Origin of the sequence: Thauera carbonicopians (assembly GCF_025699485.1) — a bacterium.
In the GTDB taxonomy this organism is placed as follows: domain Bacteria; phylum Pseudomonadota; class Gammaproteobacteria; order Burkholderiales; family Rhodocyclaceae; genus Thauera.
Genome location: NZ_JANUXN010000012.1, coordinates 22,330 through 37,311 on the forward strand (window position 1 = coordinate 22,330; position 14,982 = coordinate 37,311).

At 65.6% G+C, this 14,982-nt stretch carries 14 protein-coding genes; 12 read left to right on the forward strand and 2 right to left on the reverse strand.

The annotated features are described in order from the left end of the window. Positions 1-4 precede the first annotated feature (4 nt). Positions 5-1,177 carry a thiolase domain-containing protein gene (locus NX068_RS14595; protein WP_263461986.1) on the reverse strand — a complete coding sequence of 391 codons (1,173 nt, stop codon included), beginning with the start codon at positions 1,175-1,177 and terminating at the stop codon, positions 5-7. A gap of 107 nt (positions 1,178-1,284) precedes the next feature. Between NX068_RS14595 and NX068_RS14600 the strand changes: the two genes are divergently transcribed. The 10 genes from NX068_RS14600 to NX068_RS14645 all read left to right on the forward strand — a co-directional run bounded on the left by NX068_RS14600 (position 1,285) and on the right by NX068_RS14645 (position 11,541). Beyond that, entirely contained in the window at positions 1,285-1,851 is a 567-nt protein-coding gene (locus NX068_RS14600; RefSeq protein ID WP_263461987.1) for a LuxR C-terminal-related transcriptional regulator, read from the forward strand. 266 nt (positions 1,852-2,117) lie between these two features. Further along, positions 2,118-3,725, forward strand: coding sequence for a carboxyl transferase domain-containing protein (locus NX068_RS14605; protein ID WP_263461988.1), 1,608 nt, complete (start codon positions 2,118-2,120; stop codon positions 3,723-3,725). An 18-nt stretch (positions 3,726-3,743) separates the two neighbouring features. Further along, positions 3,744-4,541: an enoyl-CoA hydratase/isomerase family protein gene (locus NX068_RS14610; RefSeq protein ID WP_263461989.1), complete on the forward strand. Its 798-nt coding sequence runs from the start codon at positions 3,744-3,746 to the stop codon at positions 4,539-4,541. A 22-nt stretch (positions 4,542-4,563) separates the two neighbouring features. Further along, the gene (locus tag NX068_RS14615; protein ID WP_263461990.1) at positions 4,564-5,229 is read left to right on the forward strand and encodes a DUF4126 domain-containing protein; all 666 of its coding nucleotides are present in this window, start codon (positions 4,564-4,566) and stop codon (positions 5,227-5,229) included. A gap of 40 nt (positions 5,230-5,269) precedes the next feature. After that, the gene (locus NX068_RS14620) at positions 5,270-7,273 is read left to right on the forward strand and encodes an acetyl/propionyl/methylcrotonyl-CoA carboxylase subunit alpha (RefSeq protein WP_263461991.1); all 2,004 of its coding nucleotides are present in this window, start codon (positions 5,270-5,272) and stop codon (positions 7,271-7,273) included. 84 nt (positions 7,274-7,357) lie between these two features. Beyond that, the gene (locus tag NX068_RS14625) at positions 7,358-9,052 is read left to right on the forward strand and encodes an AMP-binding protein (RefSeq protein ID WP_263461992.1); all 1,695 of its coding nucleotides are present in this window, start codon (positions 7,358-7,360) and stop codon (positions 9,050-9,052) included. A 16-nt stretch (positions 9,053-9,068) separates the two neighbouring features. Then, positions 9,069-10,007: a hydroxymethylglutaryl-CoA lyase gene (locus tag NX068_RS14630; protein WP_263461993.1), complete on the forward strand. Its 939-nt coding sequence runs from the start codon at positions 9,069-9,071 to the stop codon at positions 10,005-10,007. Between the two features lie 210 nt (positions 10,008-10,217). Next, on the forward strand, positions 10,218-10,418 hold the full coding sequence (locus tag NX068_RS14635; protein WP_263461994.1) for a DUF1289 domain-containing protein: 201 nt from the start codon (positions 10,218-10,220) through the stop codon (positions 10,416-10,418). Further along, entirely contained in the window at positions 10,415-10,624 is a 210-nt protein-coding gene (locus NX068_RS14640) for a DUF1289 domain-containing protein (RefSeq protein WP_263461995.1), read from the forward strand. Before NX068_RS14635 ends, NX068_RS14640 begins: the two co-directional genes overlap by 4 nt. Continuing rightward, positions 10,621-11,541 carry an MBL fold metallo-hydrolase gene (locus NX068_RS14645; protein WP_263461996.1) on the forward strand — a complete coding sequence of 307 codons (921 nt, stop codon included), beginning with the start codon at positions 10,621-10,623 and terminating at the stop codon, positions 11,539-11,541. Before NX068_RS14640 ends, NX068_RS14645 begins: the two co-directional genes overlap by 4 nt. Before the next feature lie 166 nt (positions 11,542-11,707). Here NX068_RS14645 and NX068_RS14650 read toward each other — a convergent pair whose 3' ends face one another. Next, positions 11,708-12,730 (reverse strand): helix-turn-helix domain-containing protein, encoded by a 1,023-nt coding sequence (locus tag NX068_RS14650; protein ID WP_263461997.1) that lies wholly within the window; start codon positions 12,728-12,730, stop codon positions 11,708-11,710. 335 nt (positions 12,731-13,065) lie between these two features. Here NX068_RS14650 and NX068_RS14655 point away from each other — a divergent pair, with 335 nt between their 5' ends. Together NX068_RS14655 and NX068_RS14660 are read left to right on the forward strand one after the other, a co-directional pair. Further along, complete coding sequence (locus NX068_RS14655) at positions 13,066-13,977, forward strand: hypothetical protein (protein ID WP_263461998.1); 912 nt, start codon at positions 13,066-13,068, stop codon at positions 13,975-13,977. Beyond that, entirely contained in the window at positions 13,974-14,978 is a 1,005-nt protein-coding gene (locus tag NX068_RS14660) for a U32 family peptidase (RefSeq protein ID WP_263461999.1), read from the forward strand. The genes NX068_RS14655 and NX068_RS14660 overlap by 4 nt, the downstream gene beginning before the upstream one ends. The last annotated feature ends 4 nt before the right edge of the window (positions 14,979-14,982 follow it).

Sequence of the window (14,982 nt, forward strand, 5' to 3'; positions counted from 1 at the left end):
AGCCTCAGGCGCGATCGGCATTCAGCAGCGAGGCGTAGTTCGCCACCGCCGTGCCGCCCATGTTGAAGGCCAGGCCCCATTGCGCGCCCTTGCGCTGCATGGCGCCGGCCTGCCCGGTGAGCTGGCGGAAGGCAAGGGCGTGCATCGATACCCCCGTGGCGCCCACCGGATGCCCCTTGGCCTTGAGCCCTCCCGACAGGTTCACCGGGGTGCGGCCGTCGGCGAACACCGTGCCCTCTTCGAGCGCCCGCGCGCCCTGGCCTTGCGGCACGAGTCCCATGGCCTCGTACGTCAGCAGCTCGGCAGGAGTGAAGCAGTCGTGCACTTCGGCGAAATCGAGATCGTCCACGCCGATTCCCGCTGCCGCGTAGGCTTGTGCGATCGCACGCCGGGGGCCTTCGAAGGCGAGGAAGTCGCGCCGCGACATCGGCAGGAAGTCCGAGACGTGCTCGGCGGCGGCGATGCGCACGCGACGCTTCGCGCTCGCCGCTGCATCGGCGGAAGACAGCACGATCGCCGCCGCGCCGTCCGAGATCAGCGAGCAGTCGGACAGCCGCAGGGGCGGTGCGATGAGCGGGTTCTTGTCGCTCACTTCGCGGCAGAACTCGTAGGGCACGGCCTTGCGCATCTGCGCGAGGGGATTGTTCAGCGCGTTGGCGTGGTTCTTTGCCGAGATGCGTGCCATGGCATCGAGCGGATCGCAGTAGCGCTCGGCGTAGGCTTTCGCGGCGATGGCGAAAACCTGCGGAAAGCTCAGTGCCGCTTCCGCGGGATCGTTCTGGTAGCCGGCGCCGGCCAGCGCCGTGGTGACGTCGCCGGTCGACCGGTGGGTCATTTTCTCCGCGCCGACGACGAGCACCTGCCGCGCCCGGCCGGCGCGGATCATGTGCAGCGCGGCGTGGATTGCCGCCGAGCCCGAGGCGCAGGCGTTCTCGCAGCGCATCGCGGGAGTGAAGCGCAGCGCGGGGTCGGCCTGATGGATCAGCGATGAGGCGAAGCCGTCGGGCACCAGCGCCGAGTTGAAGTGTCCCAGAAAAACCGCATCGATTTCCGATGCAGCGATCGCGGCCTCCGACAAGGCCTCCTGCGCGGCCTCGACGATCAGTTCTTCCAGAGTCTGTTCCAGCCGGCCGAAACGGGTATGGCCCGAGCCTGTGATGTAGATGTCAGGTGTCATGTCTCTCCTCCTGCCAAACAGTTTGGCTTTTGCGAGGGGCTGGCGCCTATGCGTCAAACTACGTAGATTTATACGTAGAAATTACTTAGATGCGCCCAGGACGCGGCATGAGCTACAACAATCTTCCGGACGAGACCCTGAATCTGACCGGCTTCATGGATGCGCCGGTCGGCATCATGGTGACGTCCAACCGAACCATCCTGAAGGTGAACACCGAGATCGAACTGCTGTTCGGCTGGAACCGGGTGGATCTTGAAGGGCAATCGACCCGCCTGCTGTACCCTTCGCACATCGACTTCGAGAAGACCGGTTCACGCTGGAGCCGCTGGCTCCTCAACTGCCCGCGCTACGAAGACGAACGCTTCATGCAGCGCAAGAACGGCGAGATCATCTGGGTTCGCGCGCGCGGCCGCACGCTGGTGGCGGCAGAGCCTTTCCTGCTGATGGTGTGGACCTTCGAGCACCTGAAGGACCGGGCCCCGAGTTCTTCGGCCTTGACGCCGAAGGAGCGCGAGGTCGCGCGCCATATCGTCAATGGCCATACGAGCAAGGAGATCGGACTGGCGATGGGGATATCTCCACGGACGGTCGAGGTGCACCGTGCGGCGATCATGCGCAAGCTGGGGGTTCATAATGCTGCCGAGCTCGTGACGCGGATGATCATCGCCCGCTAGGCAGATCCCTGGCCGGATCGATTCCCCGTACGGCTCGCCTGTCGGCGGTCGGATTCATGTGCGCAGGCATGGCGCTGCATAGGACGCGAGCGGAGCGGGTGGCGCTGGCCGCCGGATTTCCGCAATGCATCGCTCCGCCCGGTGATGGCATGAATTGCGACCTTCTTGGCACTCGCGGCACAGCCTGCGGCGCTAGTCTTGCGCAGTGTGCTGGCTGCGGCGTCTGATAGATAAATAAGATAGACAAGACACGAGGACGAGGGGACATGAGTACGATCAAATCTGCCATCAACGTGCGCAGTGAAGAATTCCAGGCCAATGCGGCCAGCCTGCGCGGCCTGGTCGACGATCTGCGCGCCAAGGCCGCTCAGATCAGCTTGGGCGGCGGCGAGGCGGCGCGCACGAAGCACACCGCACGCGGCAAGCTGCTGCCGCGCGACCGTGTCGGCCACCTGCTCGATCCCGGCACGCCCTTCCTCGAAATCGGCCAGATGGCGGCTTTCGGCATGTACGGCGACGAGGCGCCCAGCGCCGGCGTCATCACCGGCATCGGCCGTGTGCAGGGCGTCGAATGCATGATCGTGGCCAACGATGCCACGGTGAAGGGCGGCACCTACTACCCGATGACGGTCAAGAAGCACCTGCGCGCGCAGGAGATCGCCGAGCAGAACAACCTGCCGTGCATCTACCTGGTCGATTCGGGCGGCGCCTTCCTGCCGAAGCAGGACGAAGTCTTCCCCGACCGCGACCACTTCGGCCGCATCTTCTACAACCAGGCCAACATGTCGGCCAAGGGCATTCCACAGATTGCGGTGGTGATGGGTTCGTGTACCGCCGGCGGCGCCTACGTGCCGGCGATGAGCGACGAGACCGTCATCGTCAAGAACCAGGGCACGATCTTCCTCGGCGGTCCGCCGCTGGTGAAGGCGGCCACCGGCGAAGTCGTCAGCGCCGAGGACCTCGGCGGCGGCGATGTGCACACCCGGCTGTCGGGCGTTGCCGACCATCTGGCCGAGAACGACGCCCATGCGCTCTACCTGGCGCGCCGCATCGTCTCCAACCTGAACCGGACCAAGCCGATGGGCGTGGCGCTGGGCCAGGGCGAAGAGCCCGCCTACGACCCGGAAGAGATCTACGGCATCATCCCCACCGACACGCGCAAGCCCTTCGACGTGCGCGAGATCATCGCCCGCGTGGTCGATGGGTCGCGCTTCGACGAATTCAAGGCTCGCTACGGCAGCACGCTGGTGTGCGGCTTCGCCCAGCTCTACGGCTATCCGGTCGGCATCGTCGCCAACAACGGCATCCTGTTCGGCGAGTCGGCGCAGAAGGGCGCGCACTTCATCGAGCTGTGCGGCCAGCGCGGCATTCCGCTGCTGTTCCTGCAGAACATCACCGGCTTCATGGTCGGCCGCAAGTACGAGAACGGCGGCATCGCCAAGGACGGCGCCAAGATGGTCACCGCAGTAGCCACCGTGCAGGTGCCCAAGATCACCGCGCTGATCGGCGGCAGCTTCGGCGCCGGCAACTACGGCATGTGCGGCCGTGCCTACAGCCCCCGCTTCCTGTGGATGTGGCCCAATGCGCGGATCAGCGTGATGGGCGGCGAGCAGGCCGCGAGCGTGCTGTCCACCGTGCGCCGCGACGGCATCGAGGCCAAGGGCGGCAGCTGGAGCGCCGAGGAAGAGGAGGCCTTCAAGGCGCCGATCCGCGAGCAGTATGAGTTCCAGGGCCACCCCTACTACGCCACCGCGCGCATGTGGGACGATGGCGTGGTCGATCCGGCCCAGACCCGCCGCGTGCTCGGCCTGTCGCTGTCGGCGGCGCTCAATGCACCGATCCAGCAGACGCGCTTCGGCGTGTTCCGCATGTAAGCAACGGGGGCCAGAAAGATGGACTACGAAACCCTGGAGATCCAGTGCGACGGCGGCGTGGCGACGATCTGGATGAACCGCCCGGATGTGCATAACGCCTTCAACGCCCGATTGATCGCCGATCTCACCGCGGCCTGCCGGGCGCTGGACGCCGACGAGGCGGTGCGGGTGGTGGTGCTGGCCGGTCGCGGCAAGAGCTTTTCCGCCGGCGCCGACCTGAACTGGATGAAGGCCGCCGGCGAGGCGAGCGAAGCGGAAAACTTCGCCGACGCGATGAAGCTGGCCGGCATGCTGCGCACGCTGGCGGGGATGGCCAAGCCGACCATCGCCCGCGTGCATGGCGCGGCGCTGGGCGGCGGCATGGGGCTGGCGAGCGCCTGCGACATCTGCATCGCCGGCGACAAGGCGGTGTTCGCCACATCCGAAGTCCGCTTCGGCATCATCCCGTCGGCGATCAGTCCCTATGTGATCCGCGCCATCGGCGAGCGCCAGGCCTATCGCTACTTCCAGACCGCCGAGCGCATCGACGCCCGGCGCGCGGCCGAGCTGGGGCTGGCGCACGAGGCGGTGGCCGGCGACGAACTGGATGCGAAAGTGCAGGCCATCGTTACCGCGCTGCTGCAGGGCGGGCCGAAATCGCAGGCCGCGGGCAAGGACCTGATCCGCGCGGTGGCGAACAAGCCGGTGGATGACGCGGTGGTGCAGGATACCGCACGCCGCATCGCCAGCCTGCGCGTCACGCCGGAGGCGCGCGAAGGCCTGGACGCCTTCCTGTCCAAGCGGCCGGCGGCCTGGGTGCCGCCAGCGCAGGACTGAACCGCGCCTGAGGGCGATGAACATGGATACCCTGGCCGAATGGTTCGCCGGGCTGGGCAGCCTGACGCCGCTGCTGGACTGGAGCGGGCTGCCGTTGGACCTCGCCTCGCTGGCGGTGCTGGCTGCCGGTGTGGGCTGGGCGAGCGGCCTGCGGCTCTATGCGCTGGTGTTCGTGCTGGGCGCGCTGGGCCGCTGGGGCGGCGTGCATCTGCCGGGCGTGCTGGAAGTGCTGACCAATCCCTGGGTGCTCGGCCTGTCCGGACTGATGCTGTTCACCGAATTCTTCGCCGACAAGCTGCCCTGGCTCGATTCGCTGTGGGATTCGCTGCACACCTTCATCCGCATTCCGGCCGGCGCGGCGCTGGCCGCCGGCGTGATGGGCGACCAGGGTGCCGGGCTGCAGCTTGCCGGCGCCTTGCTGGGCGGTTCGCTGGCGGCCAGCACCCATTTCGCCAAGGCGGGTGCGCGGGCGGCGCTCAACACTTCGCCGGAGCCGGTGAGCAACCTGCTGGCGTCCTTCGGCGAGGACGGGATTTTCATCGGCGGCCTGTGGCTGATGTTCAACCAGCCGCTGTGGTTCGCCTTCGGCCTGGTGGTGTTCGTGCTGTGCGCCATCGTCCTCATCGTGCTGCTGTGGCGTTTCCTCAAACGCATTTTCCGGCCGCGTCCACGACCGACCGCAGTGTGACCGAACGCGACAAGATTGACCCAAACCTGGGGGAGACAAGATGTTCGACAAGATTCTGATCGCAAACCGTGGTGAAATCGCCTGCCGGGTGATCAAGACCGCCCGCCGCATGGGCATCAAGACCGTCGCGGTCTATTCCGAGGCCGATGCCAATGCCCGCCATGTGCGCCTGGCCGACGAGGCGGTGCTGATCGGTCCGGCGGCAGTGCGCGAGAGTTATCTCGTGATCGACCGCATCATCGCCGCGGCCAAGCAGACCGGCGCCCAGGCGATCCATCCGGGCTACGGCTTCCTGTCCGAGAACGAGGATTTCTGTGAGGCCTGCGAGCGCGAAGGCATCGTCTTCATCGGCCCGCCGGTGTCGGCGATCCGCGCCATGGGCTCAAAGTCCGAAGCCAAGAAGCTGATGGAAGCGGCCGGTGTGCCGCTGACGCCCGGCTACCACGGCGATGACCAGACGCCCGAGCTGCTGCACCGGCAGGCCGAAGCCATCGGCTACCCGGTGCTGATCAAGGCGGCGGCCGGCGGCGGCGGCAAGGGCATGCGCCTGGTCGAGAAGTCGGAAGATTTCCTCGACCTGCTGGCATCCTGCAAGCGCGAGGCAATCTCCAGCTTCGGCGACGACCACGTGCTGGTGGAGAAGTACATCACCAGGCCGCGCCACATCGAGATCCAGGTGTTCGGCGACACCCACGGCAACGTGGTCTATCTGTTCGAGCGCGACTGCTCGGTGCAGCGCCGCCACCAGAAGGTGCTGGAAGAAGCGCCGGCTCCCGGCATGACGCCCGAGCGCCGCGCGGCGATGGGCAAGGCGGCGGTCGATGCGGCCAAGGCGGTGGGCTACGTCGGCGCCGGCACGGTGGAGTTCATCGCCAACCAGGACGGCTCCTTCTACTTCATGGAGATGAACACCCGCCTGCAGGTCGAGCATCCGGTCACCGAGATGATCACCGGGCTGGACCTGGTCGAATGGCAGTTGCGCGTCGCCTCCGGCGAGCCGCTGCCGCTGGCCCAGGAGCAGCTGCAGATTCGCGGCCATGCGCTGGAAGCGCGCATCTACGCCGAAGATCCGGCCAAGGGCTTCCTGCCTTCCACCGGCAGGCTGGTGCACCTGGCGCCGCCGGCCGAGGGCCTGCACGTGCGCGTCGATACCGGCGTCGAAGAGGGCGACGAGATCAGCCCGCACTACGACCCGATGATCGCCAAGCTGATCGTCTGGGACATCAACCGCGACCGCGCGCTGGCCCGCCTGCTGCAGGCGCTGGCCGACTACCGCGTGGTGGGTGTGGCCAACAACATCGAGTTCCTGTCGCGGCTGGCGGCCTGCCCGGCGTTTGCCGGTGCCGACCTCGACACCGGGCTGATCGAGCGCGAAAAGGACTACCTGTTCCCCGACGACGTCACGCTGCCGGACGAAGTGCTGCAGATCGCCGCGCTGGCCGAACTGCTGCGCGAGGCGGCGCTGGCCGACAAGCGTGCGCAGCGCAGCGCCGACGCGCATTCGCCCTGGCACGCGCGCGACGGCTGGCGCATGAACGCCACCGCGCGCCGCACATTGCTGTTCCGCCACGGCGAGACCGACCATGCGGTCGAGGTCGCCTACCTGCCCGGCGCCTGGCGGCTCACCGTCGAAGGCCGCAGCGTCGAGGCGCGCGGCGAACTGAATCCGCGCGGCCTGCTGCGCGTCGAACTGGACGGCACCCGCATGGATGCCACCGTGATCGCCGCTGCCGGCCGCCGCCACGTCTTTGCCCGCGGCCGCGCCTGGCAACTCGCCGCGATCGATCCGCTGCATCACAGTGGCGAAGGCGGCGGTGCCGAAGGCGGGCTGCTGGCGCCGATGCCGGGCAAGGTCATCGCGCTGGTCGCGAGCGAAGGGGCGAAAGTGGAGAAGGGCGCGCCGCTGCTGATTCTGGAGGCGATGAAGATGGAGCACACCATCACCGCGCCTGCGGCCGGCACCGTCAAGGCCTTCCGTTTCGCGGTCGGCGATCAGGTGGGTGATGGCGCCGAGCTGGTCGACTTCGAGGCCGCGGCAGCCTGAGATTCTGAAACCAGGGGAGTATCGAGCGCTGCCAGCCGGCCGTCCAAGAGCCGGCTCAGCCGTGAGGATGCAAAGGAGACGAAGATGTCGAGCAATATCCCGAGTTACGTGCACGGTTCGACCGGCAAGGAACTGATCGGCCTGACCATCGGCCGCTATTTCGACGAGGCCTGCGCCCGCCACGCCGAGCGCGAAGCGCTGGTGGTGCGCCACCAGAACGTGCGCCTGACTTATGCGCAGTTGCACAGCCGCGTCGATGCGCTGGCCTGCGGCCTGAGGCGGCTCGGCCTCGCGCCGGGCGAACGCATCGGCATCTGGTCGCAGAACAACCTCGAATGGGCGCTGACCCAGTTCGCCACCGCCAAGGCCGGCCTGACGCTGGTCAACATCAACCCTGCCTACCGCCGCTCCGAACTGGAGTACGCGCTGAACAAGGTCGGCTGCCGCGCGCTGATCCTGGCGCCGGCGTTCAAGACCAGCAACTACCTGGAGATGATCACCGACCTCGCGCCCGAACTGGGCCACTGCGAGCCGGGCCTGCTGCGCAGCCATCGCCTTTCGTCGCTGGAGATGGTGATCCGCATGGGCGGCGACAAGTCTCCCGGCATGATCAACTTCGACGATCTGCTGACGCAGCCGACCAAGGAGGAACTGGGCGAGCTGGAACTGCTGGGCGAGCGGCTGCAGTTCGACGATCCGATCAACATCCAGTTCACCTCGGGCACCACCGGCCGTCCCAAGGGCGCGACGCTGTCGCACCACAACATTCTCAACAACGGCTTCTTCATCGGCGAGACGATCAGGCTCGTGCCCGGCGACCGTATCTGCATTCCGGTGCCGCTGTACCACTGCTTCGGCATGGTGATCGGCAATCTCGCCTGCCTGACGCACGGCGCCACGATGGTGTATCCGGCCGAGGCCTTCGAGCCGCTGGCGGTGCTGGAAACGGTCGCCGAAGAGAAATGCACCGCCCTTTACGGCGTGCCGACGATGTTCATCGCCGAACTCGACCATCCGCGCTTCGCCGAATTCGACCTCTCCAGCCTGCGCACCGGCATCATGGCCGGCAGCCCCTGCCCGATCGAGGTCATGAAGCGCGTCATCGGCAAGATGAACATGGGCGAGGTGACGATCGCCTATGGCATGACCGAAACCTCGCCGGTCAGCTTCCAGAGCGGCACCGACGATCCGATCGACCGCCGGGTGTCCACCGTCGGCCGCGTCCAGCCGCATCTTGAAGTCAAGGTCGTCGATACCGAAGGCCGTATCGTGCCGCGCGGCACGCGGGGCGAGCTATGCACCCGCGGCTACTCGGTGATGCTCGGCTACTGGGACGACGAAACCAAGACCCGCGAGGCGATCGACGCCGCCGGCTGGATGCACACCGGCGACCTGGCGGTGATCGACGACGAGGGTTTCTGCAACATCGTCGGCCGCATCAAGGACCTAGTGATCCGCGGCGGCGAGAACATCTACCCGCGCGAGATCGAAGAGTTCCTCTACTCCCATCCGAAGATTCTCGACGTCCAGGTCGTCGGCGTGCCCGACAAGAAATACGGCGAGGAGCTGTGCGCCTGGATCATTCTGCGCGAGGAAGGCTCGATCACCGAGGACGACGTGCGTGCCTTCTGCCAGGGCCAGATCGCGCACTACAAGATCCCGCGCTACATCCAGTTCGTCGACAGTTTCCCGATGACGGTGACGGGCAAGATCCAGAAATTCCTGATCCGCCAGAAGGTGACCGAAGCGCTCGGACTCGAGGAAGCGAAAACCGCCTGAACGGACGGAGTGATCCATGACGACCAGCAAGACCCTGCCTGCCGCCGTCCGCATCGTCGAGATGGGGCCGCGCGACGGGCTGCAGAACGAAAAGCGGCTGGTGTCCGCCGACACCAAGGTCGAACTCGTCCGCCGCCTGGAGGCGGCCGGGCTGAAGGCGATCGAAACGACCTCCTTCGTGTCGCCCAAGTGGGTGCCGCAGATGGGCGACAACACCGAGGTGCTGGGCCGCGTGCTGGCTGCCGCCGCGCCGGGCGTCGCCTATCCGGTGCTGACGCCCAACCTGAAGGGCTTCGAGGCCGCGCTGGCCGCCGGCGCGACCGAAGTCGCGGTGTTCGGCGCGGCTTCGGAGTCCTTTAGCCGCAAGAACATCAACTGCTCGATCGCCGAGTCGCTCGAGCGCTTCCGCCCCGTCACCGAGGCGGCGCGGGCGGCGGGTGTCAGGGTGCGCGGCTACGTCTCCTGCGTGGCCGGCTGTCCCTATGAAGGCGAGGTGGCGCCGCAGGCGGTGGCCGAGGTGGCGGCGACGCTGATCGAGATGGGCTGCTACGAGATCTCGCTGGGCGACACCATCGGCACCGGCAACCCGGCCAGCATCTCGCGCATGCTCGAAGCGGTGATGCGGCGGGTGCCGGCCGAGCGCCTGGCGGGCCACTACCACGACACCTACGGCATGGCGATCGCCAACATCCACGCCTCGCTGCAGATGGGCGTGGCGGTGTTCGATGCCTCGGTCGGCGGCCTGGGCGGCTGCCCGTATGCGGCGGGTGCGTCGGGGAACGTCGCCACCGAGGACGTGGTCTGGCTGTTGAACGGGCTGGGCATCACCACCGGCATCGACCTCGATGCGCTGGTGGATGTGGCGGCCTGGATCAGCGCGCAACTGGAGCGCGAACCGGCCTCGCGGGTGGCGCGCGCGGTGCTGGCCAAGCGGGCGAAGGCCGGCTGCATGTAGCACGTGGCAGCACGCCCCCACCCCCTGTGGGAGAGGGCGTCCGGTGAGGGGGCCCGGGATACCCGATGCAGAGGCATCCGTTCAGCGCCGGGGGAAGGGGGCCGCGACGGCGTTTCGGCCCGGCCTGCGCCGACTCGGTCATAATCCGGCCTGCCACCAACGAGACGGTGCACACGCATGCGCCGTCCGCGCCCCACCGAGAGAGTCGCCATGAATCCTGCTTCGCCCTGTATCAACGTCTGCCGCATGAGTCCGGAAACGGGCTGGTGCGAAGGCTGCCAGCGCACGATCGAGGAGATCGTGCGCTGGGGCAGTACTACGGATGAGGACCGCCGGTCCATTCTCGCCGCCGTGGCCGAGCGCCGCGTCTGGCTGGAGGAGGCCGGCCAGCCGGTGGAGGTGCGCGAATGAGCGGCGATGCACTGTGTGTCGGTGTCTGCATGATGGACTGGGAGGCGGGCGTCTGCCTGGGCTGCGGCCGCACGGCCGACGAGATCTACGGCACGACGGAGACGTCCGAGGCCGAGCCGCCGGCCGAGTCCCAGGCCGGATTGCCGGCAAGCGAAGGCGCGCCCGCGCCCGGCGCTGCCGGACAAGCCGGAAAGGACGAGGCTTGAGCACACCGCCGCGCCTGCCCGACACGCTGCGTGTGCTCGAACGCGGCTGGCTGTCGGCCAACAACGTGCTGCTGTTCGACGGCGACGAAGCCACGCTGGTCGATAGCGGCTACGTCACGCACGCGGAACAGACCGTGGCGCTGCTGCATGCCGCGCTCGAAGGGCGCCATCTCGGCAGCCTGATCAACACCCATTCGCACTCCGACCACATCGGCGGCAATGCCGCCGTGCAGCGTGCTTTCGGCTGCAGCATCACGGTGCCGAAGGGCGTTGCACCGGCGGTGGAAAGCTGGGACGAGGCTGCGCTGCTGCTCAGCGTCATCGACCAGGCGGGCGAACCTTTCAAGGCCGACGCCACGCTCGATGCCGGCGACCGCTTCGTCGCCGGCGAGCTGGAATGGCAGGCCATCGCCACGCCCGGCCACGACATGGACGCGCTGGCCTACTACAACGCCGAGCGCCGCATCCTGATGTCGGGCGATGCACTGTGGCGCGACGGCTTCGGCATCCTGTTCGGCCACGTGCTCGGTACCGGCGATGCGCTCGGCGAGGCCCGCCGCACGCTCGAAACCATCGGCCGCCTGGCGGTGGATGTGGTCCTTCCCGGCCACGGCGCGCCCTTTGCCGAATTCGACGATGCGCTCGAACGCGCTTTTGCCCGCCTGCGTGCCTTCGAGGCCGACGGCGCGCGCATGGCGCGCAACGCGATCCGTGCCTGCATCACCTTCAGGCTGCTCGACGTACGCAGCATGGCGCTCGACGAACTGCCGCGCCACCTCGACGAAACACCGCTGTACCGCGCGGCCAACCAGCGCTTCCTCGGCCTCGATCCCGATGCGCTGGCCGCCTGGCTGGTCAAGGAGCTGGAGCGGGCCGGCGTGGCGCGGCGGGAGCACGGCGCGCTGGTCGCAAGCTGAATCATGCGGCGGCTTGAGGGCGATGTGCCAGAACTCTAGCGCGCGAAACTGGCGACCTGCAACCATAAGCCGCTGTACCAGGGGCACTGCACCTGCTAACCGGCCCGCACGGTGTCGAAATTAAGGCGCATAGGTGCTCGGTTCGCGCCAGAGGCTTCCGCGCTGATCAGTGCCCCGGCGTGATGGAAATACAGGATGTCTTGCGCAATGTCGCAGATGGCAGTTCGCCAAACAAAGCTTTGTAATAGGCGGAAAACATCCCCATGTGCCAGAATCCCCACTTACAAGCTATTCCATTTACCGAGCCCTCGGGACCCGCCATCAGCAGATCCTTTCTCGCTCCATGAAGCCTGACGTAGCGCAAAAAGGTGACAACGTTGATGCCCAGCACGTTCATGAAGGCATGATGCAACCCCCGCCGACTCATTTTGAGCCAAGCACTCAGTTCAGTGACCGTCGGCGGACTCTGCCTGTTGGCAAGAACGTACTGTCGGGCGCGCTCGACGATTGCGCGCTGCACGAAATGGCTGCTGCGCGCCACCTCACTTTCGGCCGAGCGTGCCAACACTGCATGTAACGCAGCGCCCAAGATGGTCTCGACCATCGCCTTCATTGAGTTCTCATGCTCCAACACTTCCGGCGTCGATACTGCTGACGATAGAACTTCCTTCAACGACATCCGCAAAGGACGGATCATTGCTTCCGGAAGCTCGCGTGTATGTGAACCAGCAATCGGCAATGGTGTATCCCGTCCAGTGGTATCGCGCGCGAAAGCGTCAAACACGTTAGAGTCGATGACCACGACCAGAATCGTCGACTTCTTCGGCGTGCGGAAATGCAGTTCCTCGTTGGGGCGCAGCAGCATTAGCGAATCACGTACCACGTGATGGCCCTGCCAGTAGCCGCCTTCCCCCATGCACACCGGCACGCCGACCGTGTAGCTGTTGCGCCGCGGATTTGCCTTTTCGTCCACGCACTGCCAAATCGTTTCGCGGAAGATTTGAATCGGCCCGATCGTCGTTTCGATGATTTCGCCGAAAAAGCGTCCTGCCGATAGCTGCAGGTAGTCCTGCGTCCAGTCCCGAAGGCTGGCCGCATGCACACAGGGGTCGTCGGTGGGGATGACGGAACATCGCTCGGTCGACCGGCGCGATGCCGCCTGGCCCAGGGGCAGGCCAGTGTTCATCATCTGGATTCGTCTCCTCAAGCGCCGCCGCATGGATGCGGCCTCCGGTACGCACGTTCACTCGCCAGGGGGCGGTTAATTCCGCCGGCTCCGTTAAGATTAGGTTGGTAACACTGCTGTCGCAAGAGCAGGCGCCACCCCGCTTCGGCGTCTGGCCGATTCTTGATAACTCCAGCCAGATGCTGTGGCCGTTTCACGATACTCCCCACTCGTCCTCCGCCCTAAGATGTCATTCAGACTTTGCATCGCAGTTGGATGTGCTGGCCCCATCGACTGGCCCTTTTCCACCAACAATGATTCGGCCCGCATTGCACGTGCCGGCACCGGGGGAGACAAGCGTGACTGCAACAACACCGTTCGCCAAAAATGTCGGGCCGCAAAGATTTGGAGGTGACTCACTCGAGCTTGCGGTATCGATGGTCAATCCAATGTCGCTTTCCGAAGCCGACGACTCCGCCACCAGGTATGCCTGGTGGCGGAACGCGCTGGGTGACCACGAGTTGGCCTCATGGCTCGCGAATTTCACACCCACTCATTTGTATGTCGGTAGCGAGTTCTGCGAACACCTTCTGCCCGGGCTGCGGACCTGGGAGAAAGCGATTGCCCATGCACAGACAGTGCAATGCCGCGTGTCTCTGCTCACACCGATCGCTTCACCACAGCTCATCCGGGATCTTGGCAAGCTGCTTCCATCCCTCACGGATGGGAGCGAGGTGATTGTCAACGACTGGGGTACGGCGCATTTCATCCATGAACGTTTTCCGGCGCTCCACCTGATCGCAGGGCGACTGCTATGCCGCATGATGAAGGATCCACGGCTTGACCTGGCCGCCCAAACCGCCGCATTCAGATTCGATCCGCGTCCCTTGCGGGCGATATTCGCCCGACTGGGTATTCGTCGCATGGAAATCGATGTGCCACTCTCTTCCGATGTCGACACTTTTTTCACATTACCGCTACCGGCTGGTGTCCATGTTCCATTTGCCTGCGTTGCCAAGGGAAGAATGTGCCGGATCGGGTCGAGTTCGATTCGTGGTCCGGAACGGTTCGCTGTCGGGCGCAAATGCAGGAAAGAATGTCTGAAAGTCAGCGCCCAACTCGAACGGCCCGGCTTCCGCGACACACGAGATGTATATCAGATCGGTAACTCCATCATCAGCAAGCATTCGGCAACGATGTTCGAGGTCGTGAGAAACGCAATCGAGCGAGGTTTCATCAGTCGGATCGTCGTGCCGGGAGAGCCGATATGAAGATCGTCGCACCCATTGCCAGCGTGGAGGAGGCTGAAGCACTGGCACGTGCCGGGGCCCGGGAATTCTATTGCGGCTTCGCCCCGGATGAATGGATCGGCAGGTTCCGTGCAGTGAGTACCAACCGGCGGCCATCAGGCAATTTCCGTGATCGTGCCGAACTCCATCGCGCGGTCGACGTCGTTCATCGACACCGGGGTTCGATCTCTCTGGTCTTGAATGCGCAGACCTATACTGACGAACAGATCGCCGCCACCATCACGATCGCCGAGTTTTTTCTGGGCATCGGGGGAGACTCACTAATCGTTTCCGACCTCGGGCTGGTCGGCGAATTGTTCCAGCACGTGCCGCTGTCGCGCATCCACGTCAGCTCCGTGGCAACCTGTCGCAACGGCAGTGCTGCCCGGCTTTGCAAGGAACTGGGCGCGTCACGGATGATCCTGCCGCGCGACGTGACGGTGGGCGAGGCCTGCGAAATCGCCACCGAAGTGCCAGGTATCGAAATCGAAGCTTTCATCCTCAACGATGGCTGCGTATTCGAAGAAGGCGCCTGCGCCACGCTCCATCTACCGCAGAGCCTGGGCGGCCCGATCTGCTTGGATAATCATACCGCTCACTATAGGCGGCGTGGCAGCGGGACGCTGGACGGCCCTGCCCTCGACAAGCTTCGGGACAATGACGAGGAATACCGGAAATGGCTCTGGTATCGCTTCTCCTGCGGATTCACGACGAATGCGGAGGGGATGCCCTTTGGTCCCTGCGGGCTGTGTGCGTTGCCTAGCCTGCTAAGAGGCGGAATCGCTGCCGTGAAGATCGCCGGCAGGGAGGCCCCCACAGCCAGGAAGCTTGCCAGCGTGCGCATGGTCAGAGCAGTTCTCGACCGGATCGAGGCGGGCGAAGACGATGAACACATCATGCAGTTTGCGCAGGCATTGAGACCCTCCGAGGAGCACTGCCGAACGGGATACATGTGCTACTACCCAGAGGTACTCGGGCATTAGATGC

Bases quoted from the DNA above. Each gene is read 5' to 3' on its own strand.
- NX068_RS14625 (WP_263461992.1), top strand. From the start codon at position 7,358: ATGTCGAGCAATATCCCGAGTTACGTGCACGGTTCGACCGGCAAGGAA.
- NX068_RS14600 (WP_263461987.1), top strand. From the start codon at position 1,285: ATGAGCTACAACAATCTTCCGGACGAGACCCTGAATCTGACCGGCTTC.
- NX068_RS14595 (WP_263461986.1), bottom strand. From the start codon at position 1,177: ATGACACCTGACATCTACATCACAGGCTCGGGCCATACCCGTTTCGGC.
- NX068_RS14620 (WP_263461991.1), top strand. From the start codon at position 5,270: ATGTTCGACAAGATTCTGATCGCAAACCGTGGTGAAATCGCCTGCCGG.
- NX068_RS14605 (WP_263461988.1), top strand. From the start codon at position 2,118: ATGAGTACGATCAAATCTGCCATCAACGTGCGCAGTGAAGAATTCCAG.
- NX068_RS14640 (WP_263461995.1), top strand. From the start codon at position 10,415: ATGAGCGGCGATGCACTGTGTGTCGGTGTCTGCATGATGGACTGGGAG.
- NX068_RS14615 (WP_263461990.1), top strand. From the start codon at position 4,564: ATGGATACCCTGGCCGAATGGTTCGCCGGGCTGGGCAGCCTGACGCCG.
- NX068_RS14660 (WP_263461999.1), top strand. From the start codon at position 13,974: ATGAAGATCGTCGCACCCATTGCCAGCGTGGAGGAGGCTGAAGCACTG.
- NX068_RS14610 (WP_263461989.1), top strand. From the start codon at position 3,744: ATGGACTACGAAACCCTGGAGATCCAGTGCGACGGCGGCGTGGCGACG.
- NX068_RS14630 (WP_263461993.1), top strand. From the start codon at position 9,069: ATGACGACCAGCAAGACCCTGCCTGCCGCCGTCCGCATCGTCGAGATG.
- NX068_RS14635 (WP_263461994.1), top strand. From the start codon at position 10,218: ATGAATCCTGCTTCGCCCTGTATCAACGTCTGCCGCATGAGTCCGGAA.
- NX068_RS14650 (WP_263461997.1), bottom strand. From the start codon at position 12,730: ATGATGAACACTGGCCTGCCCCTGGGCCAGGCGGCATCGCGCCGGTCG.